The organism is Achromobacter sp. (genome assembly GCF_050285565.1).
Classification (GTDB): Bacteria; Pseudomonadota; Gammaproteobacteria; order Burkholderiales; family Burkholderiaceae_B; genus Achromobacter.
The window spans coordinates 88,431-110,138 of sequence record NZ_JBLZXG010000002.1 but is presented as its reverse complement, the minus strand read 5'-3'; the positions used below and the strand labels follow the sequence as shown (position 1 = coordinate 110,138).

The window sequence follows — 21,708 nt, the reverse complement described above, 5'->3', positions numbered from 1 at the left end:
GTCAACGGCGGCCGGGCAACATGCGCACCAGCGTATTGTCGCGGGTGACGTAGTGGTGAAACAGCGCCGCGGCCGCGTGCAGGCCCACCAGGAAATACCCGACGGTGGCCAACGTTTCGTGCACCTCCTTTACCTGGCGGGCCAGCGCTTCGTCGGCGCCCACCAGGGGCGGCACGGCCAGACCGAACAGCAGGATCGGCTTGCCGCCGGCACTGAGCGTCAGCCACCCGAGCAACGGGGTCGCGATCATGAAGGCGTACAAGGCATAGTGCATGAGCCGCGCCAGCGCATCCTGCCATCGCGGCATCGGCGGCGCGACGCCGGGCGCGGCGCCCGCGGCCACGCGGATCACGATGCGCAGGGCCACCAGCGCGATCACGCACAACCCCAGCGAAAAATGCAGCGCCTTCATGTTGTTGTACAGATCGCTGCCCTTCGTGGCCAGGCCACGCAGTTCCATACAGGCATAGACCAACGCCAGAACCACCAGCATCAGCCAGTGTATGCCGATGACGAGGCTTCCATACTTCGCTTCGGAGTTCTTCAGTGCCATGATGTTTCCTATTGTCAAAGTCCGTTGGCGGAATGGCCGCCCCCGACGCCCGGCCGGCTTGCGTCCCCCCGCGTCGCCGCGCCGGCGGGCGCCGTAGCGTTCCACGGGTCGACGTGGGTCATGAGATTCAACACACGGTGCCGCTGCATCACCCGCTGACGGGCCTGCACGGCGATGCGGTGGCCTTCGTCGACGCTCAGCGAGGCATCCACTTCCAGGTGCGCGTCGGCCACGATCATGTCGCCCATCTTGCGGGTGCGCAGGTCATGCGCCCCCCGCACGCCCGGCGTTTCCAGCAGCGTGCGCCGGATGGCGGCGGTCTCTTCTTCGTCGACCGCGCGATCCATCAGGTCGTGCAGGGCGTCCCAACCGAAGCTCCAGCCCATTCTTGCCACCATGAAGCCGACGATGGCCGCCGCGACCGGATCCAGCAACGGGTAGCCCGCCAGGTTGCCGACGATGCCAATGCCCACCACCAGCGACGAGGCCGCGTCGGAGCGCGCGTGCCAGGCGTTGGCCACCAGCATGCTGGACTTCACGCGCTTGGCCACGGCCAGCATATAGCGGAACAACAGCTCCTTGGCCACCAGCGCCCCGCACGCCACCCACAAAGCCACCGCGTGCACCTGCGGCACCGAGTCGGGATGCTCCAGCTTGCCGATCGCCGTCCAGAGCATGCCGCCGCCGACCAGCAGCAACAGCATGCCCAGCGCCAGCGAAGCTGCCGTCTCGTAACGGTAATGGCCGTAGGGATGGTCGGCATCGGCCTCTTTCTGGCTATGCCGGTTGGCCACCAGCACGACAAAGTCGGCCAGCAGGTCGGACAGGGAGTGGATGCCGTCGGCGATCAAGCCTTGGGATTTGGAGAAGACGCCGACGGTGACCTGGGTGCTGGCCAGCGCCACATTGACGCCGACACTGACCCACGTGCTGCGGGAGGCCGCGGCGGCGCGTTCGGCCGGGGTATGCGCGAGATCCTCCGGGTCATCGGGCGGAGGCGGGAAAGGCACCATGCTCATTGCTCCAATTTTTGAAATCTTAGCCTACAGGCATCGGGCCTGAAGCATAAGCATCAATTCCTGAACCAATGATGAACGCCACGGCGCGTCCAGATGCGCGCCCACGGCCGGAGTGCGAGGCGCAATGAGATTCGACACGCATTGCACTCGCATGCGGCAGGCCACGCGCTGCGCGGCTCGGGACCTCATTTTGAAACCCACGGTGGCCGTGGGCGCGTTATGTGCCGCTACTTCCATGGAGAAAGTGAATACGTGACATGCTTTCCGGCTGGACCACAAAGCTGCCCAGCGAACGCGACGCGGAATGCCGCGTCGCCAACACGAGCCACCAAGAATGCCGGGGCCAGGCAGTTGTTTCCGCCATAGGCGTCGCTTGATACCCATCGGGCTTCACTGACAAGCTTACCGCCCGCGGGTATCGACAGTGGCAATAACACCGGGCCGGGAACCATACCCATTGCGGTACGCGCATCGATCCGCAACGGCTGCCCATCCGCGTCCGTGAAAATCACCCTTGGCCGAGCGGGAACCGTGCAAAATGATTGGCCTACATTCTCTACGACCAGAAGCGTTCCAGACTGCGACATGCCATCGAACTCCCCTTGCGCATTGTCGAGATGGAATTTCAATTCATGCTGCGAGCATGGCCGTGGCGGCTCAGGAGATACGCCCCCATCGACTACATGCGCAGCGGATACTGCCCCCACAAATGCGGTCATCGCGAAACATAGAACTAATATTCGCAAACTGCCCATGTCGTACTCCGTAGTCTTGCTCTCGCCCGAAATAGTGCTCCCGGCGCGACTTGAACGCGCAACCAACCGATTATGAGTCGGCTGCTCTAACCATTGAGCTACAGGAGCAACGCAGACAACAAGGCAAACAAAGGGGAATCTGCCACGCTGACGGGGTTCTATGTCGCCAAGCGAAAAGTCGTGTGAATGATGGCCTCTGAGGTTCCAAGGAGCATCGAGCGTGATAAGCACGTCCAGCACATGTCAATATTTCCAGGCATGCCACTCAGCTCGCGAGATGCTTAAAGATAACGCTGACGGCTGATGGGCGTGTTTTGGCTTGACGCGGGAGCGTTTTGAGATAGCTCCCTAAATCCGACCGCCCGGGACAAGATCGACTGGAACCGCCATGTTCCGCCTGCGATACGGTCGCCCGAGCGACAGGTTCGACACGCTCGCAACGCCCACACCGGCCGCCACAGAGGACTTGGGTTGGGGCCCCAACGCGTGCACCGGAGGCAGCAGCGCTTCGAACTTATGGAGGAATTCAACAACAAGCGGCAGAAAAAAATATCGCCCAGTGAAGTGCCATGCGATTTTATGCCAAGGGAATCTCAACTCTGGACGCGGCTATTAATGCATGGCCCGTGCAGATGGATCGCCACCGCATCAACGATTGGAAGCTCAGGTGATATTGGTGCTTCGATATGCGTCTACAGGCACGCGTTTTCGTGGCAGATTCACCGGTAAACAGAAGGGAGATACGCCATGCATTCACTGTCAAAGCGATGCGGTGCCGAGTTCTTCGGCACGTTCTGGCTCGTGCTGGGCGGCTGCGGTTCCGCCGTTATATCTGCCGGCGTACCGAACCTGGGAATCGGGTATGCGGGCGTGGCCTTGGCGTTCGGCCTGACGGTTTTGACGATGGCGTTTGCCGTGGGCCATATCTCGGGCGGGCATTTCAACCCGGCCGTAACGGTGGGTCTAGTGGCAGGCGGTCGCTTTCCGGCCAAGGACATTGTGCCCTACGTGGTAGCGCAAGTTCTGGGCGCCATTGTTGCCGCTTCCGTGCTGGCATACATCGCTTACGGCCAAGTGGGCTTTGATCTGAAGACTAGCCATTTCGCCGCCAACGGTTATGGAGAGCATTCGCCGGGCAAATACTCGATGACGTCGGCCCTGGTTACCGAAATCGTCCTGACCGCAGGCTTCATCTTCGTCATTCTGGGTGCCACCAGCAAAGGGGCGCCGGCCGGCTTCGCGGCCATTCCCATCGGCCTGACACTCACTCTCATCCACCTAATTAGCATCCCAGTCACCAACACGTCGGTGAACCCTGCGCGTTCGACGGGGCCGGCGCTATTTGTCGGAGATTGGGCGTTGGCGCAACTGTGGTTGTTCTGGGCAGCTCCCATCTTCGGAGCCATCGTTGGCGCGGTTGCCTACCGCTTGGTCAGCAGCGCACCGGAAACCACGCAGACCTAAACTCAAACAGGATTGCGAAACGAGGATGGGGCAAAACCCTGCGATGGCTTTCTGCCCTCACCCTCTAAGAGCGCGTATGCTCCAAATGGCTGCAGCTGGAACGACGCGATACCGACGCCCACGACTTCGTCGCGCACGCCAACCCGGCAACGCCCCATCGGCACGATGACCGGCGGCGCATCAAGCGCGCATCTGCTACGTGATGTTCTAACGCTGGCCCAACAATTGCCGTGTCAGCGCCCAACAAACCCGCGTAAACACTTGATTCCCTGGGCGATTCTGGCGCGGCAGGAGGGGATCGAACCCCCGACCTCAGGCTTAGAAGGCCCGTGCTCTATCCAACTGAGCTACTGCCGCGCGGTGTGTGGCTGCCCGGAAAAGCTCCGGGCGGCGCATTTTACCCTGTTGCCGCGGGCCGTGGCACCATGCCGCCGGCCGGCCCGGCTTATCAGGCCGACGGAATCACGCCTCGCCCAGGTCGGCGTGGGTCGACACCCACAGCACCAGCGCGTCCTGCTTGCTCAGGCTGATCACCCGGTGGCCCATGCGGCTGTCGATATAGAAGCTCTCGCCGGCCTTCAGGCGCGCCGGCTCGTAGAACTCGGTGTACAGCTCGACCTCGCCTTCCAGCACGTAGACGAATTCCTCGCCGCCGTGGCGGCTCCAGTCCTGGAACTCGTCGAAAGAACGCGCCTTGACGCGGGTGTGGAACGGCATCATGCGCTTGTGCGACAGCGCGGTACAGAGCAGGCGGTGATCGTAATACGGGGTTTCGTACTGGCGGCCCTCGCCCTGGCGGCTGAGGCTGCGGCGGCCGGTACCCATATGGGCGTCCGAGGCGGTGAACAGCTCGGCCACGTCCAACTCCAGGCCGGCCGCGATCTTGATCAGGTTGTCATAGGTGGGCGAGAGCAGGCCGTTCTCGATTTTCGAGAGGGTGGACGCAGCCACGCCGGTGGCCTGCGCCGCCTGCTTGAGCGTCCAATCGCGCGCCCGGCGCAGGGCTCGCAGCCGTTGTGCCAACACGCTCTGTTTGTTGCCTTGCATCTGTACACCCTGTCATGCGCGCGACTGCCGCTCCCGCCACCAATCGCGCGCCTGGTAAGACCAATATGTGAGTTGAACCGCCGCCGTGCCCAACGCGCCGCCGTTCCAGGCCAGCCCGAAGGGCTCGAACAGCCGGTAGCGCCGGCTGTCGCCGGTGATCCCTTCGGCCACGACCCGGCCGCCGATGGCGGTGGTATTCATGCCATGGCCGCCGAAGGCCGTGCAATACCAGACGTCCGGCGCCAGCCTGCCGATCTGCGGCATCAGATGCCGCGCGTAGGCCATGCGCCCGGACCACGCGGTCTCGACGCGCAGCCCCTGCAATTGGGGGTAGACGCTGAGCAGTTCGCGGCGCAGGGATTCGGCCAGATCGGGCGGATCGTCGACACGGGTGGTGATTCTACTGCCCCAGCCGATGCGTCCGCCTTCCAGCACCCGGTAATAGTTGCCGGCGCGGCGGTCGTCGCCGATGGCGGCCTGGGTGCGGATGGCTTCGCGCACCCGCTCGCCCAGCGGCTCGGTCAGCATGATGTAGGTGGCGATGGGCAACATGGCCCGCCGCAGCGCCGGCACCACCGCGCCGGTATAGCCGCCGGTGGCCAGCACCACGGTACGGGCGTCGACCTGGCCGGCGGCGGTGCGCAGCCGCTTGGCCGCGCCCTCCAGCCGGGCCTCGGTCACGGGTGTGTCCTCGTGGATGCGCACGCCCAGCCGCGCGCACTCGCGCGCCAGGGCGCGGGCATAGTTGAGCGGATGGAAGTGGAACGAGGACAGATCCTCGATGCCCTGGAAGTAGGCGTCGGACAGCAGCCGTTCGCGCACCTCGGCGCGGCCCAGCAGGCGCACGTCGCGGCCGAAGTCGCGCCACTGGTCCTCGCAATGGCGCCGCAACGCCTCGGTGGCTTCGTAGCGCACCACGCGCAGGCGGCCGTCGACCTTGTGGGCATCGTCGATGCGCAGCTCGCGGATGTTGTCGCGGATGATCTCCACGCCCTCCATCGACAGCCGGTAGAGCTGGCGGTAGTGATCCTCGTCGACATGTTGGCGGATGGCGTCGGCGCCGGCCGAGAACGCCGGCGACACCGAGCCGCCGTTGCGGCCCGAGGCGCCCCAGGCGATGCGGCGCCCTTCCAGCAGCGTCACCGCGCGGCCGCGCCGGGCCAGTTCCAGCGCCGTCGTCAGGCCGGCCAGGCCCGCGCCCACCACACAGACATCGGCCTCGGCCGTGCCCGCCAAAGGCGCGTAATAGGTCTCGGCATCGCCCAGCGTGCGCTTGTAATAGGTATCGATGTAGTCAGTGGCCATGGTCTCGGGTTCGCGTTGGCAGGCCCTAGTTCAGCCCGGCGCCCTGCAATCCGCCGGTCAGGCGCTTCTCCAGCCAGGAGGCCAGGCGCAGCAGCGGGTAGCAGTACAGGAAATAGATGACGGCGATCATGCCGTAGATGAACAGCGACTTCGCCGGGAAAGTAATGATGAAGACCTCGCCCTGCCGCGTCAGTTCGGTGATGCCGACCACCGACAGGATGGCGGTGCTCTTGATCAGCATGACGTAGACGCCGCTCATGGGCTGCACGATCAGGCGCATGGCCTGCGGCAGGATCACCAGCCGCAGGATCTGCAGCGGCCGCAGGCCCAGCGTCATGGCACCCTCGGTCTGGCCGCGCGGCACGGCGCGGATGGCGCCGGTGACGATCTCGGCCACGTAACACGAGGTGTAGACCGACAGCGACACGAACGCGGCGGTGCTGGAATCCCAGTGCAGCAGCGCGATGCCGGTGCCGGGCAGCACGAAGTAGAAGATATAGAGCTGCACCAGGAACGGCGTGCCGCGCAGCACGTGAATGTACAACCCCAGCACCTGATGCAGGCCGCGGATGCGGTAGCTGCGGATCACGCCGATGACAAAGCCTAGCAGCGAGCCGGCGATGATCGCCACGAATGAGATCTTCAGCGTCTCCCAGAAGCCCTTGAGCAGAAACGGCAGCACCACGCCGGCGGTGGACAGGTAGGAATCCAGCATGCTTACCTCGCGTTCCAGGCGGGACCGGCCAGCCACAGGCTCACGCCCCGGGACAGCAACAGCATCACGGCGTAGATCAGCAGGTAGCCGGCCGCGATGGTCAGGAAGCTCTCGGTGGGCACGATGCGGTCGCTGTTCATCTGCACGCCGGCGGCCACCAGTTCGAAGACCGTGATCAGCGACAGCAGCGAGGTGTCCTTGATCAGCACGGCGGTCTGCCCCAGCAGCGGCGGCAGCGTGTTGGCGAAGGCCTGCGGCAGCACCACGTAGCGCAGGCGCTGGCGGTAGTTCATGCCGCAGGCCTTGGCGCCCTCGATCTGGCCGCGCGGCACCGACTCGATGCCGACGCGGATGATCTCGCTCATGTAGGCGGCGTGGTGCAGCGTCATGGCCAGGATGCCCAGCAGCATTTCGCTCCAGCCCTTGGCGCCGGGCACCAGCATCGGCACCGCGTAATACACCAGGTAGATCTGCACCAGCAGCGGGGTCGAGCGGATGAACTGCACGTAGCCCGCCACCGGCCGCCAGACCGCGGCGCGCGGCGACATGCGCGCCAGCGCCAGCGGCACGCCGGCCAGCACCGACAGCACCAGGCTGGCGCCGGCCGCGATCAGGGTGTTGGCCAGCCCGGTGGCGAACTGGCCCGTGTACTGGCTGACGATGCGCCAGTTGTAGTAGTCGATCAGCCAGTCCATTCAGGTCCTGTCGGTCAGTGGTGGCAAGGGCGCGCGATCAGTGGTCTTTCTTCCAGTCGGTCGAATACCAGTACTTGACCTGTTCGGGCAGCGTGTTGTCGGCGGTCTTGAGCGTCTGCCAGTTGTCGAGCCAGAACTTCAGGCGAAAGGCGTTGGGGCCGACGGCGAAGGCCAGCGGCTCGCGCACCATGATGCCGTCCAGCACGCGCAGGTTGCCGAAGTCGACCAGGAACTGGTTGGCGGTGGATAGCGACATGATGCCGGCGTCCAGGCGGCCGGTGGACAGCGCCTGGCCGACCGGCGCGCTGCCGCCGGAGAATTCCTTGAGGGTGGCCTTGGGCAGCATCTTCTTGCCGACCTCGGCGTAGGTGCTGGCGCCCAGCACGCCGACGGTCACGCCGTCCTTGTCCAGTTCCGCGTACGACTTGTAGGGCGAGTCCTTGGGCACCACGGCGACGGTGTCGGCGTAGAACATCGGCGCCGAGAACAGCACCTGGGCGGCGCGTTGCGGCGTCGGCGTCATGTCGGCGGCCACCATGTCGGCCTTGCCGGACAGCAGGGCCGGGATCAGGCCCTTCCATTCGTAGTCCTGCAGCACCAGCTTGACGCCCAGGTCGTCGGCCATGCGCTTGGCCACCTCGACCGCCAGGCCGGTGCGCTTGCCGCTCTTGTCCATGAAGCTCATCAATGGGCCGGAGGTCTGCACCGCCACGCGCAATTCGCCGCGCTTGATGATGTCGGACAGCTCATCGGCCCGGGCCGGCTGGGCGATGGCGGTCACGACCAGCGCGACGCCGGCGGCGCCTAGCCATTGTTTGATTTTCAGCATTTGCTTCCCCTTCAAAGGTGGATGAGGTGTGTCGTTCCGGGCGTACCCCTGATGCCGGCGGCGCCCGGTCAGGCCGGACCGGCCCTGCTTGCTGCTTGCTGCGTGCTGCTTGCTGCGATGAATGCGTGCTGCGATGAATGCGTGCTGCGAAGACTGCGAGATACGAAGACTGCGTGCTGCGCAACTAGGAACGGCAACGCGGGCCAGGCGCCGACGGCCCGCTACAGGATCTTTTCCAGGAACGCGCGGGTGCGCGCCTCTTTCGGCTGGCCGAACACCTCGGCCGGGGTGCCGGACTCGACAATGCGGCCGGCGTCCATGAACAGGGCGCGGTCGCCCACATCGCGGGCAAAGCCCATCTCGTGCGTCACCACCGCCATGGTCATGCCGTCGCGCGCCAGGGCGCGCATCAATTCCAGGATGCCGCCGACGGTCTCGGGGTCGAGCGCCGAGGTGGCCTCGTCGAACAGCATCAATTTGGGGTCCATCGCCAGGGCGCGGGCGATCGCCACGCGCTGCTGCTGGCCGCCGGACAACTGGCTGGGATAGCGCGCGCCGTAGTCGGCCATGCCGACCCGGTCCAGCAGTTCGAGCGCGTAGCGTTCGGCCTGGGCCCGGTCGCGGCCGCGCACCACGCGCTGCGGCAGGGCCACGTTGTCGAGCGCGGTGCGATGCTGGAACAGGTTGAAGTGCTGGAACACCATGCCGACATCGGTGCGCCAGCGGTTGACGTCGGTGGCCGGGTCGGTCAGCGACACGCCATCGACGCGGATAGTGCCGCTGTCGATGCGCTCCAGGCCATTGAGGGTGCGCAGGAAAGTGCTCTTGCCCGAGCCCGACGGCCCCACCACCACCAGCACCTCGCCACGCGCCAGGCTGCAGTCGATGCCGGCCAGCGCCAGGTGATCGGGCTGGCCGTCGCGCTGGTAGGTCTTGGTGACCGCCTCGACTACGAGCAAGGGTTCTGCCACGAGCATCGCCTTCAAAAAAGGTTTCGCATTTCGCGCTGGAGTTTCGTATAGTAAATTTATTTCCAGAATCGCCACTTAGGCATAACCCTTAAGCGAAGGCCCCTTCCTTCGCAGGCATCTCCAAGGAAACGGTATGGACACGCCCCAAGACATCCTGCGCGCACTCGGACTCAACCCCGCGACCCTGACCGGCGGCACGCTGGTCGCCCGCAGCCCGATCGACGGCGCCGAGTTGGCGCAGGTGCACGAACACACGGTGGCGCAGGCCCATGCGGCCATCACCCGCGCGCGCCAGGCCAGCCTGGCCTGGCGCGACGTGCCGGCGCCGCGCCGCGGCGAACTGCTGCGCCTGTTCGGCGAAACCCTGCGCCAGCACAAGCGCGAACTGGGCCGGCTGGTCAGCCTGGAAGCCGGCAAGATCCTGGCCGAGGGCGAAGGCGAGGTGCAGGAAATGATCGACATCTGCGACTTCGCCGTGGGCCTGTCGCGCCAGTTGTACGGCCTGACCATCGCCTCCGAGCGCCCCGGCCACCGCATGATGGAAACCTGGCATCCGCTGGGCGTGGTGGGCGTCATCAGCGCCTTCAACTTCCCCGTGGCGGTGTGGTCCTGGAACGCCGCGCTGGCGCTGGTGTGCGGCAACGCCGTGGTCTGGAAGCCGTCGGAAAAGACGCCGTTGACCGCGCTGGCCTGCCAGGCGCTGTTCGCGCAGGCGCTGCAGCGCTTCGGCGATGCGCCGGCGGGCCTGTCGGAAGTGCTGATCGGCGGCCGCGACATCGGCGAGGCCCTGGTGGATTCGCACACCGTGGCGCTGGTGTCGGCCACCGGCTCGACCCGCATGGGCCGCCAGGTCGGCCCGCGCGTGGCGCAGCGCTTCGGCCGCGTGCTGCTGGAACTGGGCGGCAACAACGCCATCATCGTCGGCCCCACCGCCGACCTGGACATGGCCGCGCGCGGCATCGTCTTCGGCGCCATCGGCACCGCCGGCCAGCGCTGCACCACCACGCGCCGCCTGATCGTGCACGAAAGCGTGGCCGACGACCTGCTGCAACGCCTGCACCAGGCCTATGCCAGCGCCCCCATCGGCAACCCGCTGGACGGCAAGAACCTGGTCGGCCCGCTGATCGACCGGGCCTCGTTCGACGCCATGCAGGCCGCGCTGAAGGCGGCCGTCGAACAGGGCGGCAAGGTCACCGGCGGCGAGCGCGTGCTGGCCGACCAGTACCCCGACGCCTGGTACGTGCGTCCGGCCATCGCCGAGATGCCGGGCCAGACCGATGTGGTCTGCCACGAGACCTTCGCGCCGATCCTGTACGTGATGCGCTATAGCGATTTCAGCGACGCGCTGGCGCTGCAGAACGGCGTGCCGCAGGGCCTGTCGTCGGCCATCTTCACCAATGACCTGCGCGAGGCCGAGACCTTCCTGTCGGCCGCGGGCTCGGACTGCGGCATCGCCAACGTCAACATCGGCACCTCGGGCGCCGAGATCGGCGGCGCCTTCGGCGGTGAAAAGGAAACCGGCGGCGGCCGCGAGTCGGGCTCGGACGCCTGGCGCAACTACATGCGCCGCGCCACCAACACCATCAACTACTCGCGCAACCTGCCGCTGGCGCAGGGCATCAAGTTCGGCGAGTAAGCCGCGAGCCGGTGGGCACGAGGCGGCGCGCCCACCGCACCGCGCGCATGTTGCATGTCCTACATCCGATAAGCCTGGCTTACAAAATGTAGGCCGGGGCGATGCTACATTGCTTCGTCACAATTCGAACCGCCTTTTCATGACCATGTCCCGACGCATCGCTCTCCCCTTGCGCCCCCTCTGCGCCGCCCTGGCCCTGGGCCTGGGCGGCACCGCGGCCGCCGGCGTGTCGTACCGGCTGGATCGGCCGTCCGCGGCCCCCGGCGAGACCGTCACCATCGAAGCCGTGTACTTCAATGAAGGCAATGCCCGCGCCACCTGGCAGGCGCCGCCCGAGCTGGTGCTGCAATGGCGCGGTCAGGATGGCCGGATCGTGCGCAGCCTGGCCAGACTGCAAGGCGGCAAGGCCAGCTACAGCGTGCCGGTCAACAATTTCGCGCGCATGGCCTGGAGCGCCGAGGTGCCCGCCAGCGCCCGCGGCCTGCAGGCCATTGCCATCGAGGGCCAGCCGGCCATGATGGCGCTGGACGCCAGCGGCCGCGACAGCGGCACGCTGGCCAGCACCCCGGCCGCCGGCCCGGTGGTGGACGCGCGCACCGGCCAGCCGGTGCCGCCGGCCGTGGTGAGCGCGGTCGGCGCCTCGCCCGAAGGCGGCCCGGCGCCGGACGCGGCGGTCTCGCCAACGGTGCAGCAAACGGCGTTCGACCGTTTCCGCAGCGCGATCTCCGAATACAAGCCGGTGTATTTCGATATCGGCACGCGCGGCCAGACCACCGCGCGTTTCCAGATCAGCGCCAAGTACCGGCTGTTCAGCCCGTCCGGCAACCGCCCGGCCACCTGGGGCGAGAATTTCTACCTGGGCTACACCCAGACCTCGCTGTGGGATCTGCAGGGCGACTCCATGCCCTTCATCGACACCACCTTCAACCCCAGCGTGTTCTGGCTGTCCGACGACATCTGGTCGTCGCAAAACCAGAACTGGCGCCTGGGCATGAACACCGGCGTCGAGCACAACTCCAACGGCAAGGCCGGCGACGACTCGCGCTCGGTCAACGACGCCTATATCCAGCCGCAGTTCAACTACCGCTTCGACGGCGGCAGCACGCTGACCTTCGCGCCCAAGGTCAAGGCCTATTTCGGCGTGGCCAGCGAAAACTCCGACTACGCCGACTATGCCGGCCGCGTCGATTGGAACCTGCGCTGGGCGCAGGACAACGGCGCGGTGGTGTCGGCCATGTACCGCCAGGGCGACCAGCGCCGCCGCACCACCCAACTGGATTTCGCCTGGCCGCTGCAACGCACCTGGCTCAACATGAACGGCTACCTGCACTTGCAGTACTTCAACGGCTACGGCGAAACGCTGCTGGGCTACAACCAGCGCAACGAGTCGCAGTTCCGCGTCGGCCTGTCGATCGTGCCCTGAGACGGGCGCCGCGGCCGCTGGCCGGCGCCCCCCTTCAAGGGCTCATTGCGGAGCCGCTTTCAGCGGCCCCAGCGCAGCACCAGCGGGTCCAGCCGCCGCGCCACGTCCAGCAAGCCTTGCCGCACCTCCGGGCGCATGGCGGCAAACGGATGGCGCGGGGCGTCGCAGGCGATCACGCCGCCGGCCTGCATCAAGGCCTTGGCGGTCAGGATGCCGCCCTGGCGGTTCTCGTAGTTGATCAGCGGCAGCCAGCGCTCATACAGGCGGTAGGCCTCGTCGCGGCGGCCTTGCCGATGCGCCTCGATGATCGGCCGGATGCCATCGGCGAAGCCGCCGCCGGTCATCGATCCGGTGGCGCCGGCGTCCAGGTCCGGCAGCAGCGTGATGGCCTCTTCGCCGTCCCACGGCCCTTGCACCGCCGCGCCGCCCAGCGCGATCAGGTCGCGCAGCTTGCAGGCCGCGCCGGCGGTTTCGATCTTGAAGTACGACACCTGCGCGATCTCGCGCGCCATGCGCGCCAGCAGCGCGGCCGGCAGCGGCGTGCCGGCGACCGGCGCGTCCTGGATCATGATGGGGATGTCGATGGCGTCCGACACCTGCTGGAAGAAGGCGAACACCTGTTCCTCCGACACGCGGAGGGTGGCGCCGTGGTAGGGCGGCATGATCATCACCATGGCCGCGCCCAGATCCTGTGCGCGGCGGCTGCGCGCCGCGCACACGCGGGTGCCGTAGTGCGTGGTGGTGACGATCACCGGCACCCGGCCGGCCACGTGTTCCAGCAGCGTGCGCGTCAGCACCTCGCGCTCGTCGTCCGAGAGCGAGAACTGCTCGGAGAAGTTGGCCAGGATGCACAGGCCGTCGACGCCGCAGTCGATCATGAAATCGACCGCGCGCTTCTGGCCGGGCAGGTCCAGCTCGCCCGATTCGGTGAAGATGGTGGGCACCACCGGGAAGATGCCGCGATAGCGCGGCGCCGGCACAGTCGTCGTGGTCATGGCGCTCACTCGATGATGTTGAAGTCTTTCAGGTATTCGGTCTTCAGGCTCAGGCCCAGCCCCGGCTTGTTGTCGTCCAGGTCGATGAAGCCGTCCCTGGCCACCGGTTCGCCGTCGAAGATGTAGTAGAACAACTCGTTGCCCACTTCCACGTCGAACATCGGGAAGTACTCGCTCATGGGCGAGGCCAGCGTGCTCATGGTCAGGTGGTAGTTGTGCATCTGGCCGGCGTGCGGAATCACCGGCACGCTGTAGGCTTCGCACAGGGCATTGATCTTGTGCGCGGCGGTGATGCCACCGACGCGGTTGGTGTCGTACTGCACCACCGACACCGCCTTGCGGTCCAGCAACTGCTTGAAGCCGTACAGCGAGAACTCGTGCTCGCCGCCCGAGATCGGGATGGACGTCAACTGGTTCAGTTCGGCATAGCCGTCGATGTCGTCGGCGATCACCGGTTCCTCCAGCCAGCGCGGCTCGAACTTCTCCAGTTTGGGCAGCATGCGCTTGGCGTATTCCAGGTTCCAGCCCATGTAGCATTCGAGCATCAGGTCGGTGTCGTAGCCGATCACCTCGCGCACGGCCTCGACCGATTTCAGGTTCTCCGACACGCCGCGCTGCAGGTGCGCCGGGCCGTAGCCGAAGCGCATCTTGAACGCCTTGAAGCCCTGGTCCAGATAGGTCTGTGCCTCCTGCTGCATGGCGTTGAGGTCGGTGCGATACAGCTTGGAGTAATAGACCGGGATCTTCTCCTTGGTGCGCCCGCCCAGCAGCTTGAAGACCGGCTTGCCGACCGACTTGCCCAGGATGTCCCAGATCGCCAGGTCCACGCCCGAGATCGCCGCCATGGTCACGCCCTTGCGGCCCCAGGCGTGGGTGGCGCGGTACATGCGCTGCCACAGGTATTCGTAGTCCCACGGGTCCTGGCCGATCACCAGCGGCGCCAGGTACTGGTCGATGATGGCCTTGGCCACCCGCGGGGCCAGCGCCACGTTGCCCAGGCCGACGATGCCGTCGTCGGTCTCGACCTCGACCACCGTCCAGCCGTGGAAGCGGAAGGTGCTCATGGTTTCCTGCGGCGAATACAGCAGGTCCATGGCGTTGGAGCAGAAGTTGCCTTGCGGCGGCACGGTCTTGCCGGTCCACTCATAGACACGGGCGCGAACGGATTTGATCTTCATGGTGATTTCCTGCGGAAGGGGGCTCGAACGATTCAGTCAACGGGACAGGCGCGCCGCCTCAGGCCGCCGCGCGCGCGGCGCGGTGCGACAGGCCCATGCGGCAGGCGATGCGGAACGCTTGCCAGGTGGCGTCGGCGTTGGCGCGCCCCTGGCCGGCGATGTCGTAGGCGGTGCCGTGGGCCGGCGTGGTGATCGGGATCGGCAGGCCGCCCTGCACCGTCACCCCGCGCGAGAAGCCCAGCAGCTTGATCGCGATCTGGCCCTGGTCGTGGTACATGGTGACGATGGCCTGGAACTCGCCCGCCTGCGCCTTCAGGAAGATCGTGTCGGCCGGAAACGGCCCCTGCACCGGCAGCCCTTCCTGGTTCAGTTGGCGCACCGCGGGCGCGATGATGTCGACCTCTTCGCGCCCGCAGGTGCCGCCGTCGCCGCCATGCGGGTTGAAGGCCGCCACCGCCACCCGCGGCGCGGCCACGCCGTTGGCCCGCAGCGACTGGTAGATCAGGCGCGTGGCGGCCTTGATGCCGTCGATGCTGAGCGCGGCGGCGGCGTCCTTGAGCGGGATGTGCGAAGACACGCGCGCGGTCCACAGCTCGCCCAGCGTGTTGAATTCGCAGAAGTAGCCGGTCACGCCCAGGTACTGCGCGAAGTGGTGCAGTTCGTCGTCATGGCGCAGGCCGCCCTGCTTCATCGCGTGCTTGTTCAATGGCGCGAAGCAGATGGCGTCGATGTGGTGGCCCAGCGCCGCATCCATGCAGGCGTCCAGCACCCGCAGCACCGAGGCGCCGCCGGGCGCCTGCGCCTGGCCCAGGTTGACGTCCTCGCGTCGCACGGTGTTCATCGACAGCCATGCCGGCGCGCCGGTATCGGGCCGCGTCCGCACCGCGCCGAAGCCGTCCACCGCCTGCGTGGCCACCTGCACGCCGGCCACGCGCTGGCCTTCGCGCCACAGCCATTCGTCGCCCACCAGCACGATGTTGGCCAGCCGCGTCGCCTCGGGCCGCGCCAGCAGGCGCGCGATCAGTTCGGGGCCGATGCCGGCGGGGTCGCCCAGCGTCAGGGCGATGACGGGCTTGGCGCAATTGCGGTCGATGTTCATGCTGCGGTTCATTCCACGGAAATATGGTTCTTCTTGATGATGGCGGCGTAGCGCTGGTTCTCGGCCTGGTGGAACTGCGCGAATCGCGCCTGGCTCATCGGATTGATGTCGGCGCCGATCGCCTGCAAGCGCGCCTGGGTGTCGGGCATGGCCAGGATGGCGTTGACAGCGTCATGCACGCGCTGCTGTACCGCCGCCGGGGTACTGGCGGGCATGTAGATGCCGTACCAGGCGCTCATCTCGACGCCGTTGACGCCGGCCTCGGCCATGGTCGGCACGTCGGGCAACTGCGGGTTGCGGCGGGCGCTCAACACCGCCAGCGCCCGCACCTTGCCACTCTTGATGTGCGGGATGACCGACGACGCGGTTTCGAATGCGATCTGCACCTGCCCGCCCATCAGGTCGACCATGGCCGGCCCGCTGCCGCGATAGGGGATATGGGTCATCTGCACGCCGGTGGCGTCCTTGAACAGCTCGGCGGCGATGTGCTGGGTGCTGCCCGAGCCGCTGCTGGCGAAGTTGTACTCGCCCGGCTTGCGCTTGAGCAGCGCGATCAGCTCCTGCACCGACTTGACCGGCATCTGGTTGTTGACCACCAGGATGTTCGGCACCGCGCCGACGAACACCACCGGCGTCAGGTCGCGGTCGTTGTCGTAGCCGAGCTTGAGCAGGTGCGGCGCGATGGCGTGCGCGGTCGACACGCCCATCACCATGGTGTGACCGTCGGCCGATTTGGCCGCCAGGTCCGCCGCCAGCGTGTTGGATGCGCCCGGCTTGTTTTCCACCACCACGGTCTGCTTGAGCAGCGGCCCGAGCTTGTCGGCCACGGCGCGCGCCATGGCGTCGGTGCCGCCGCCGGGCGCCGAGCCCACCAGCAGGCGCAACGGCCGGGTCGGCCAGTCGGCGCTTTGCGCCAGGACGGGTGCGGCGGCGGACAGGCACAACACACCCGTCGCCAGTGCGGCATAAAGCCGAGTCTTCATGGTTGTCTCCTTGGGGGGCTTATGGCCCGCAAGCGGGCTTTGTTATGCCTGCATCTTAGAAACAACCGCTGTTTCCGTAAAATGAAACTTTTGCACCAACCGTTCACTACAGGCGATCAATCATGGAACGCATTCCGAACGTCCCGGCGCTGCTGTCGCGCCTGCGCATGCGGCAAATCGTGCTGCTGCTGGCCATCGAGGAACGCGGCACCCTGCGCGCCGCCGCCACCCAACTGAACATGACCCAGTCGGCCGCCAGCAAGATGCTGCACGAACTGGAGCTGGCGATCGGCCAGGCGCTGTTCGAACGGGTCGGCCGCGGCCTGGCGCTGACGGCCGCCGGCGAATGCGTGATGGAGTATTTCCGCGGCCTGCGCGGCACGGTGTCGTCGCTGGCGCGCGAACTGGAGGAACTGCGCCTGGGCAGTGCCGGCAAGCTCTTTATCGGCAGCATCATGGCGGCCTCGCCCGGCCACCTGACCGACGCCCTGCTACGGCTGAAACAGACCTACCCGCTACTGGCCGTGGAGATCTCCACCGGCACCAGCGACCTGCTGATCGAACGCCTGAACGCGGGCAAGCTCGATGTCGTCATCGGCCGCATGCTGACCCTGTCCGCGCGCCATTACGTGTTCCGCCCGATCGGCGACGAAGCCCTGTCGGTCATCGCCGCCGTCGATCACCCGCTGGCCCGCCGCAAGCGCGTCAGCTTCGAGGCCCTGCAGGCCTACCCCTGGATCCTGCAACCGCATGGCAGCCCCATGCGCGACGTCCTCGAACAGGAATTCCGCGCCCACGACACCGCCCTGCCCCGGGGCCTGATCGAGTCCGCCTCGATCCTGACCACCACCAACCTGGCCATGAAATCCGACATGCTGGGCGTCATCCCCGACTCCGTCGCCAGCCGCTACGCCCGCCACGGCCTGCTCGCCGTCATCCCCTACCAGCTCCAGCACACCTTGACCGCGTTCGGCAGCATCGTTCCCAAGGACCGTCCCTTGAGCGCGCCCGCCAGGCATTTCGTGGATCTGCTGCACGACACGGCATGACCGGCGCCGTCCACCCGCAACCCGGCCCGCCAAGAGAAGACCGGCCTAGAGATCCGGATCTTCCTCCACCTTGGGCATCAAGTAGGCTGTCAACGCGCTGGACGCCCCCGCCATCGCCCAAAGCAGGAAGAACGACACCGTATAGAACCCCATCCGGCCCGTCGGCACATATCCGAACACCGCCACATCCAACGGATCGATCAGCGCGAAGACAATCGCGCTACCCACCGCCGCCGCCAGGAACGACGGCCACAGTATCCACATCAACGATCTCAAGCCCATGGCGCGCCTCCGGCAATCATCAGCGCACGCCGGTGGCGGGGGGCGGCGCGGGCACCGCGTCCACCTGCTCGATCACCAGCCCGCGCTTGACCACGCCTTCCTGGATCGGCTGGTTGCTGAACTGGCTGTAGGCCAGGTAGATCGTGATGGTGCAGCCGATCACCGCCAGGAACGGCCCCGCCATCAGAAACCAGGGCCAGAACTCGCGGTACCAGGGCTTGAGCGCCGGGGGCGCGGCAACAGGGGCTGTATTCATCGTCGGCATCCTTTATTCGGAATCACTCGGGCACATAGAAACTTGCGGCTTCGTCGGTCTCGATCGGCCGGTTGTCGTGGTCCTGGGCGCGCGCCCGCAGGATGATCGGATGGGCGCCAGGCGCGGCGCCGGCCGGCGCGCGGATCACCATCGGCACCAGCTTGTTGGCCGCCGGTTCCACCTCGACCACGTCCGACTCGCTTTGCCCGGCGCGCACCGCCAGCCCCGGCAGGCCATCGGCCGACAGCCGCAGCCGCAGCGCCGAATCGGAGGTATTGATGATCTGCAGGCGATACACGTTCTCGATCATGCCGCCGGCCACCTCGCGCCCCAGCGCGCCGCGATCGCGGATCACGTCCACCCGCAGCGGATTGCGCAGCGCCAGCGAGGCCACGAACGCCACCGCCAGCACCAGGATCAGCGTGCCATAGATCAGCACGCGCGGGCGCAACAGGTGCGCGCGCGCGCTCTTGGTCGACAGGCCATCCAGCATCGCCCGCTCGGACGTATAGCGGATCAGCCCCGACGGGTACTGCATCTTGTCCATCACCTGTTCGCAGGCGTCGATACAGGCGCCGCAGCCGATGCACATGTATTGCAGACCCTCGCGGATGTCGATGCCGGTCGGACAGACCTGCACGCACAGGCTGCAATCGACGCAGTCGCCCAGTCCCGCCGCCTTGTGGTCGACCTTGCGCGAGCGCCCGCCGCGCGGATCGCCGCGGCGCTTGTCGTAGGTCACCACGAAGGTATCGGGGTCGACCATCACGCTCTGGAAGCGCGCGTACGGGCACATGTACTTGCACACCGACTCGCGCATGAAGCCGGCGTTACCCCAGGTGGCGAAACCGTAGAACACCATCCAGAACCACTGCCAGGCCCCCAATTGCAGCGTGAACAGCTCGTGGCCGAGTTCACGGATCGGCGCGAAATAGCCGATGAAGGTCGAACCGGTCCACCAGGCCAACGCGATCCACAGCACGTGCTTGGTGATCTTCAGGCGCGCCTTGTGCCAGGTCCAGGGCGATTCATCCAGGCGGATGCGGGCCACGCGGTCGCCTTCGACCTTGCGCTCGATCCACATGAAGATCTCGGTGTAGACCGTCTGCGGACAGGCGTAGCCGCAGAACAGCCGGCCGGCCACCGCCGTGAACAGGAACAGCGCCAGCGCCGAGATCACCAGCAGCACCGCCAGATAGACGACGTCCTGCGGCCACAGCACCAGGCCGAACAGATAGAACTTGCGCGCGCCCAGGTCGAACAGCACCGCCTGGCGGCCGTTCCATTGCAGCCACGGCAAGCCGTAGAAGATCAGTTGGGTGAGGAAGACGAAGGCGATGCGCCAGCGCGCGAAGATGCCGCTGACCGAGCGCGGATAGATCTTGCTGCGCACACCGGCCAGGGTCTGCTCCAGCGTCTCCTGGCCGGGCCGCGGCGGTCGCACGTGCGGCCGCCACGGTGGCGGGTCGCCGCCAGGCGGAGTGCTGACGCTTGCGGTTGACCCATCATCCATGTGCTGCTCCGTGCGGTAAGTCCATGTGATATGGGGGTCGCCATGGCGGCGAACCCCCACCTAATTACGATGCCTACTTGGCCGAGGCGGAGGCCACCGGCGCGGGCGCGGGCGCGTCCGACTTGTTCGACAGGCCCCAGACCCAGGCCGTCAGGATCTTGATCTGTTCCGGGGTGAGGATGTCGCCATGCGCCGGCATGCGGTTCTCGCGGCCGTCCAGGATGGTCTTGACGATGGTGGCTTCCGAACTGCCATAGAGCCAGACGTCGTCGGTCAGGTTGGGCGCGCCGAGCGCCTGGTTGCCCTTGCCGTCGACACCGTGACAGGCCACGCAGAAATTGGCGAACTCGCGCTTGCCGCGGAATACCCGCACCGGATCGGCCGTCAGGCCTGACAGCGAACGCACATACTGCGCGATGTCGCCGGCGGTCTTGGGGTCGATGGCCGATTTCCAGGGCGGCATCACACCGATGCGGCCATTGGTGATGGTCTGCATGATGGCTTCGGGCGAGCCGCCGTGCAGCCAGTCGCCGTCGGTCAGGTTGGGAAAGCTGGGGCCGCCCTTGGCGTCGGAACCGTGACACTGCGAGCAGGTGTTCAGGAACAGGCGCTGGCCGATTTCCCGGGCACCCGGATCCGCGGCGATCTGCGGCACGGTCATGCTGTCGAAGCGCGCATAGATCGGGCGCACGGCCTCGGCCATCTTGGCCTGCTGCTGCGCCACTTCGTTGGCGCTGCTGTAGCCCAATTGGCCCTTGTACGAACCCAGGCCCGGCATGAAGAACAGGTAGCCCAGCGCGAAGGCGCAGGCCAGCAGGTACATCCAGGTCCACCAGCCGGGCACCGGATTGTTCAGTTCGGTAAGGTCGCCGTCCCAGACGTGGCCCGTGTCTTCAACCTTGCCATTGGCCGGCTTGGTGTTGAGCCAGCGGCGCTGCGTGTACAGCAGCCACACACACCACACCACGCCGCCGACCGCGACGATCGAGATGAAATACCCCCAGAAGCCATTGACGAAATCGCTCATGACCGATCCGCTCCATCCTGTTGTGCCGGCCCGAACTCATCGGGCAGTGCGAACGGCAACATGGCCGATTCGCTGTTGGCGCGCTGGCGGCCGCGCGAGCAGGCCCACCAGACGATGCCGAAAAAGGTTGCCATCGAGATGGCGGTGACGATTGCGCTCAGCAAAGCCATGCTCAACCTCCCGAGGCCGCGGGTTGCGGGGCGGCGGCCGGTTGCGCGGCCTTGCGGGCTTGCTCGGCCTGCTCGGCCTGCTTGGCCTCTGCGGCCTTTTTGGCCTGCTGCGCCTTGCGCACGCCCACGCCCAGCCCTTGCAGGTAGGCGACCAGGGCGTCCTCTTCGGTCTTGCCCTCGATGGCCTTGGGCGCCGCCGCGATTTCCTCGTCGGTGTACGGCACGCCCAGGGCGCGCAGCGCGCGCATGCGCTGCTCGACGTTCTGGCCGGTGATCACTGTCTTCTCCAGCCAGGGGTAGGCCGGCATGTTGGACTCCGGCACCACCTGGCGCGGGTTGCGCAGGTGGATGCGGTGCCAGTCGTCGGAGTAACGCTCGCCCACGCGCGCCAGATCCGGACCGGTGCGCTTGGAGCCCCACAGGAAGGGGTGGTCGAACACCGACTCCGAGGCCAGCGAGTACGAGCCATAGCGCTGCACTTCGGCGGCCAGCAGGCGCACCTGCTGCGAGTGGCAGCCGACACAGCCTTCGCGGATGTAGACGTCGCGCCCCATCAGGCGCAGCGGGCTGTAGGGTTCGACCCCCGCCACCGGCTGCGTGGTGCTGTGCTGGAAGAACAGCGGCACGATCTGCACCAGCCCCGCGAAGGACACCACCAGGATACTGGCGATGATCATCCAGCCGATGTTCTTCTCAAGGGTCTGGTGGGAAAAGAAGCCTTGCTTGTTGGCCATGATGTCCTCA

The 21,708-nt window shown here is 66.5% G+C and carries 23 protein-coding genes and 2 tRNA genes; 4 read left to right on the top strand and 21 right to left on the bottom strand.

All coding sequences use genetic code 11. From position 1 onward, the window contains the following. Position 1: 1 nt before the first annotated feature. The 4 genes from ACN6O8_RS03615 to ACN6O8_RS03600 form a co-directional block, all read right to left on the bottom strand. Positions 2-553, bottom strand: coding sequence for a cytochrome b (locus tag ACN6O8_RS03615; RefSeq protein WP_427989703.1), 552 nt, complete (start codon positions 551-553; stop codon positions 2-4). Between the two features lie 14 nt (positions 554-567). Next, the gene (locus ACN6O8_RS03610) at positions 568-1,566 is read right to left on the bottom strand and encodes a cation diffusion facilitator family transporter (protein WP_427989702.1); all 999 of its coding nucleotides are present in this window, start codon (positions 1,564-1,566) and stop codon (positions 568-570) included. Positions 1,567-1,799: 233 nt separating this feature from the next. Further along, the gene (locus ACN6O8_RS03605) at positions 1,800-2,291 is read right to left on the bottom strand and encodes a DUF4232 domain-containing protein (protein ID WP_427990155.1); all 492 of its coding nucleotides are present in this window, start codon (positions 2,289-2,291) and stop codon (positions 1,800-1,802) included. A gap of 71 nt (positions 2,292-2,362) precedes the next feature. Continuing rightward, positions 2,363-2,435: transfer RNA gene (locus tag ACN6O8_RS03600), tRNA-Ile, on the bottom strand. A 639-nt stretch (positions 2,436-3,074) separates the two neighbouring features. Here ACN6O8_RS03600 and aqpZ point away from each other — a divergent pair. Continuing rightward, on the top strand, positions 3,075-3,791 hold the full coding sequence (gene aqpZ, locus ACN6O8_RS03595) for an aquaporin Z (protein WP_427989701.1): 717 nt from the start codon (positions 3,075-3,077) through the stop codon (positions 3,789-3,791). Positions 3,792-4,071: 280 nt separating this feature from the next. Here aqpZ and ACN6O8_RS03590 read toward each other — a convergent pair. The 7 genes from ACN6O8_RS03590 to ACN6O8_RS03560 form a co-directional block, all read right to left on the bottom strand. Beyond that, a tRNA-Arg gene (locus ACN6O8_RS03590) sits at positions 4,072-4,148 on the bottom strand. Positions 4,149-4,253: 105 nt separating this feature from the next. Then, the gene (locus ACN6O8_RS03585; protein ID WP_427989700.1) at positions 4,254-4,838 is read right to left on the bottom strand and encodes a helix-turn-helix domain-containing protein; all 585 of its coding nucleotides are present in this window, start codon (positions 4,836-4,838) and stop codon (positions 4,254-4,256) included. 12 nt (positions 4,839-4,850) lie between these two features. After that, positions 4,851-6,143 (bottom strand): NAD(P)/FAD-dependent oxidoreductase, encoded by a 1,293-nt coding sequence (locus tag ACN6O8_RS03580; protein ID WP_427989699.1) that lies wholly within the window; start codon positions 6,141-6,143, stop codon positions 4,851-4,853. Positions 6,144-6,168: 25 nt separating this feature from the next. Beyond that, on the bottom strand, positions 6,169-6,858 hold the full coding sequence (locus ACN6O8_RS03575; protein ID WP_427989698.1) for an amino acid ABC transporter permease: 690 nt from the start codon (positions 6,856-6,858) through the stop codon (positions 6,169-6,171). A gap of 2 nt (positions 6,859-6,860) precedes the next feature. Continuing rightward, entirely contained in the window at positions 6,861-7,553 is a 693-nt protein-coding gene (locus ACN6O8_RS03570) for an amino acid ABC transporter permease (RefSeq protein ID WP_427983806.1), read from the bottom strand. 37 nt (positions 7,554-7,590) lie between these two features. Next, on the bottom strand, positions 7,591-8,382 hold the full coding sequence (locus ACN6O8_RS03565; RefSeq protein ID WP_427989697.1) for an ABC transporter substrate-binding protein: 792 nt from the start codon (positions 8,380-8,382) through the stop codon (positions 7,591-7,593). A 221-nt stretch (positions 8,383-8,603) separates the two neighbouring features. Next, entirely contained in the window at positions 8,604-9,359 is a 756-nt protein-coding gene (locus tag ACN6O8_RS03560) for an amino acid ABC transporter ATP-binding protein (RefSeq protein WP_427990154.1), read from the bottom strand. A gap of 127 nt (positions 9,360-9,486) precedes the next feature. Between ACN6O8_RS03560 and amaB the strand changes: the two genes are divergently transcribed. Beyond that, the gene (gene amaB, locus ACN6O8_RS03555; protein WP_427989696.1) at positions 9,487-10,989 is read left to right on the top strand and encodes an L-piperidine-6-carboxylate dehydrogenase; all 1,503 of its coding nucleotides are present in this window, start codon (positions 9,487-9,489) and stop codon (positions 10,987-10,989) included. A 139-nt stretch (positions 10,990-11,128) separates the two neighbouring features. Further along, positions 11,129-12,412: a phospholipase A gene (locus ACN6O8_RS03550; RefSeq protein WP_427989695.1), complete on the top strand. Its 1,284-nt coding sequence runs from the start codon at positions 11,129-11,131 to the stop codon at positions 12,410-12,412. Positions 12,413-12,471: 59 nt separating this feature from the next. Here ACN6O8_RS03550 and ACN6O8_RS03545 read toward each other — a convergent pair whose 3' ends face one another. The 4 genes from ACN6O8_RS03545 to ACN6O8_RS03530 are packed head-to-tail and all read right to left on the bottom strand — an operon-like array spanning position 12,472 to position 16,667. Then, on the bottom strand, positions 12,472-13,407 hold the full coding sequence (locus tag ACN6O8_RS03545) for a dihydrodipicolinate synthase family protein (RefSeq protein WP_427989694.1): 936 nt from the start codon (positions 13,405-13,407) through the stop codon (positions 12,472-12,474). 5 nt (positions 13,408-13,412) lie between these two features. Continuing rightward, positions 13,413-14,585 (bottom strand): L-rhamnonate dehydratase, encoded by a 1,173-nt coding sequence (locus ACN6O8_RS03540; protein ID WP_427989693.1) that lies wholly within the window; start codon positions 14,583-14,585, stop codon positions 13,413-13,415. A 58-nt stretch (positions 14,586-14,643) separates the two neighbouring features. Continuing rightward, positions 14,644-15,684: a 4-hydroxythreonine-4-phosphate dehydrogenase PdxA gene (locus ACN6O8_RS03535; RefSeq protein ID WP_427989692.1), complete on the bottom strand. Its 1,041-nt coding sequence runs from the start codon at positions 15,682-15,684 to the stop codon at positions 14,644-14,646. Between the two features lie 8 nt (positions 15,685-15,692). Then, positions 15,693-16,667, bottom strand: a complete 975-nt coding sequence (locus ACN6O8_RS03530; protein WP_427989691.1) for a Bug family tripartite tricarboxylate transporter substrate binding protein — start codon at positions 16,665-16,667, stop codon at positions 15,693-15,695. Positions 16,668-16,789: 122 nt separating this feature from the next. On the opposite strand from ACN6O8_RS03530, the gene ACN6O8_RS03525 reads away from it, so the two are divergent. Next, positions 16,790-17,716, top strand: coding sequence for a LysR family transcriptional regulator (locus ACN6O8_RS03525; protein WP_427989690.1), 927 nt, complete (start codon positions 16,790-16,792; stop codon positions 17,714-17,716). Between the two features lie 45 nt (positions 17,717-17,761). Here the strand turns inward: ACN6O8_RS03525 and ACN6O8_RS03520 are convergent, their stop codons facing one another. The 6 genes from ACN6O8_RS03520 to ccoO form a co-directional block, all read right to left on the bottom strand. Beyond that, positions 17,762-17,998: a hypothetical protein gene (locus ACN6O8_RS03520; RefSeq protein ID WP_175134437.1), complete on the bottom strand. Its 237-nt coding sequence runs from the start codon at positions 17,996-17,998 to the stop codon at positions 17,762-17,764. 19 nt (positions 17,999-18,017) lie between these two features. After that, a complete protein-coding gene (locus ACN6O8_RS03515) occupies positions 18,018-18,254 on the bottom strand; it encodes a FixH family protein (RefSeq protein WP_427989689.1) in 237 nt (78 codons plus the stop codon). Between the two features lie 22 nt (positions 18,255-18,276). Next, a complete protein-coding gene (gene ccoG / locus ACN6O8_RS03510) occupies positions 18,277-19,767 on the bottom strand; it encodes a cytochrome c oxidase accessory protein CcoG (RefSeq protein ID WP_427989688.1) in 1,491 nt (496 codons plus the stop codon). A 73-nt stretch (positions 19,768-19,840) separates the two neighbouring features. Then, positions 19,841-20,794, bottom strand: coding sequence for a cytochrome-c oxidase, cbb3-type subunit III (gene ccoP, locus ACN6O8_RS03505; RefSeq protein ID WP_427989687.1), 954 nt, complete (start codon positions 20,792-20,794; stop codon positions 19,841-19,843). After that, a complete protein-coding gene (locus ACN6O8_RS03500; protein WP_272909302.1) occupies positions 20,791-20,964 on the bottom strand; it encodes a cbb3-type cytochrome oxidase subunit 3 in 174 nt (57 codons plus the stop codon). Before ACN6O8_RS03500 ends, ccoP begins: the two co-directional genes overlap by 4 nt. Positions 20,965-20,966: 2 nt before the next feature. Next, a complete protein-coding gene (gene ccoO, locus ACN6O8_RS03495; RefSeq protein WP_427989686.1) occupies positions 20,967-21,698 on the bottom strand; it encodes a cytochrome-c oxidase, cbb3-type subunit II in 732 nt (243 codons plus the stop codon). Positions 21,699-21,708 lie beyond the last annotated feature (10 nt).

Excerpts from the sequence above, each read along its gene's own strand:
- ACN6O8_RS03525 (WP_427989690.1), top strand. The coding sequence starts at position 16,790 with ATGGAACGCATTCCGAACGTCCCGGCGCTGCTGTCGCGCCTGCGCATG.
- ACN6O8_RS03540 (WP_427989693.1), bottom strand. The coding sequence starts at position 14,585 with ATGAAGATCAAATCCGTTCGCGCCCGTGTCTATGAGTGGACCGGCAAG.
- ACN6O8_RS03605 (WP_427990155.1), bottom strand. The coding sequence starts at position 2,291 with ATGACCGCATTTGTGGGGGCAGTATCCGCTGCGCATGTAGTCGATGGG.
- ccoP (WP_427989687.1), bottom strand. The coding sequence starts at position 20,794 with ATGAGCGATTTCGTCAATGGCTTCTGGGGGTATTTCATCTCGATCGTC.
- ACN6O8_RS03520 (WP_175134437.1), bottom strand. The coding sequence starts at position 17,998 with ATGGGCTTGAGATCGTTGATGTGGATACTGTGGCCGTCGTTCCTGGCG.
- ACN6O8_RS03550 (WP_427989695.1), top strand. The coding sequence starts at position 11,129 with ATGACCATGTCCCGACGCATCGCTCTCCCCTTGCGCCCCCTCTGCGCC.
- ACN6O8_RS03535 (WP_427989692.1), bottom strand. The coding sequence starts at position 15,684 with ATGAACATCGACCGCAATTGCGCCAAGCCCGTCATCGCCCTGACGCTG.
- ACN6O8_RS03580 (WP_427989699.1), bottom strand. The coding sequence starts at position 6,143 with ATGGCCACTGACTACATCGATACCTATTACAAGCGCACGCTGGGCGAT.
- ACN6O8_RS03610 (WP_427989702.1), bottom strand. The coding sequence starts at position 1,566 with ATGGTGCCTTTCCCGCCTCCGCCCGATGACCCGGAGGATCTCGCGCAT.
- ccoO (WP_427989686.1), bottom strand. The coding sequence starts at position 21,698 with ATGGCCAACAAGCAAGGCTTCTTTTCCCACCAGACCCTTGAGAAGAAC.
- ccoG (WP_427989688.1), bottom strand. The coding sequence starts at position 19,767 with ATGGATGATGGGTCAACCGCAAGCGTCAGCACTCCGCCTGGCGGCGAC.
- ACN6O8_RS03585 (WP_427989700.1), bottom strand. The coding sequence starts at position 4,838 with ATGCAAGGCAACAAACAGAGCGTGTTGGCACAACGGCTGCGAGCCCTG.
- aqpZ (WP_427989701.1), top strand. The coding sequence starts at position 3,075 with ATGCATTCACTGTCAAAGCGATGCGGTGCCGAGTTCTTCGGCACGTTC.
- ACN6O8_RS03575 (WP_427989698.1), bottom strand. The coding sequence starts at position 6,858 with ATGCTGGATTCCTACCTGTCCACCGCCGGCGTGGTGCTGCCGTTTCTG.
- amaB (WP_427989696.1), top strand. The coding sequence starts at position 9,487 with ATGGACACGCCCCAAGACATCCTGCGCGCACTCGGACTCAACCCCGCG.
- ACN6O8_RS03565 (WP_427989697.1), bottom strand. The coding sequence starts at position 8,382 with ATGCTGAAAATCAAACAATGGCTAGGCGCCGCCGGCGTCGCGCTGGTC.
- ACN6O8_RS03560 (WP_427990154.1), bottom strand. The coding sequence starts at position 9,359 with ATGCTCGTGGCAGAACCCTTGCTCGTAGTCGAGGCGGTCACCAAGACC.
- ACN6O8_RS03615 (WP_427989703.1), bottom strand. The coding sequence starts at position 553 with ATGGCACTGAAGAACTCCGAAGCGAAGTATGGAAGCCTCGTCATCGGC.
- ACN6O8_RS03545 (WP_427989694.1), bottom strand. The coding sequence starts at position 13,407 with ATGACCACGACGACTGTGCCGGCGCCGCGCTATCGCGGCATCTTCCCG.
- ACN6O8_RS03570 (WP_427983806.1), bottom strand. The coding sequence starts at position 7,553 with ATGGACTGGCTGATCGACTACTACAACTGGCGCATCGTCAGCCAGTAC.
- ACN6O8_RS03530 (WP_427989691.1), bottom strand. The coding sequence starts at position 16,667 with ATGAAGACTCGGCTTTATGCCGCACTGGCGACGGGTGTGTTGTGCCTG.
- ACN6O8_RS03515 (WP_427989689.1), bottom strand. The coding sequence starts at position 18,254 with ATGAATACAGCCCCTGTTGCCGCGCCCCCGGCGCTCAAGCCCTGGTAC.
- ACN6O8_RS03500 (WP_272909302.1), bottom strand. The coding sequence starts at position 20,964 with ATGGCTTTGCTGAGCGCAATCGTCACCGCCATCTCGATGGCAACCTTT.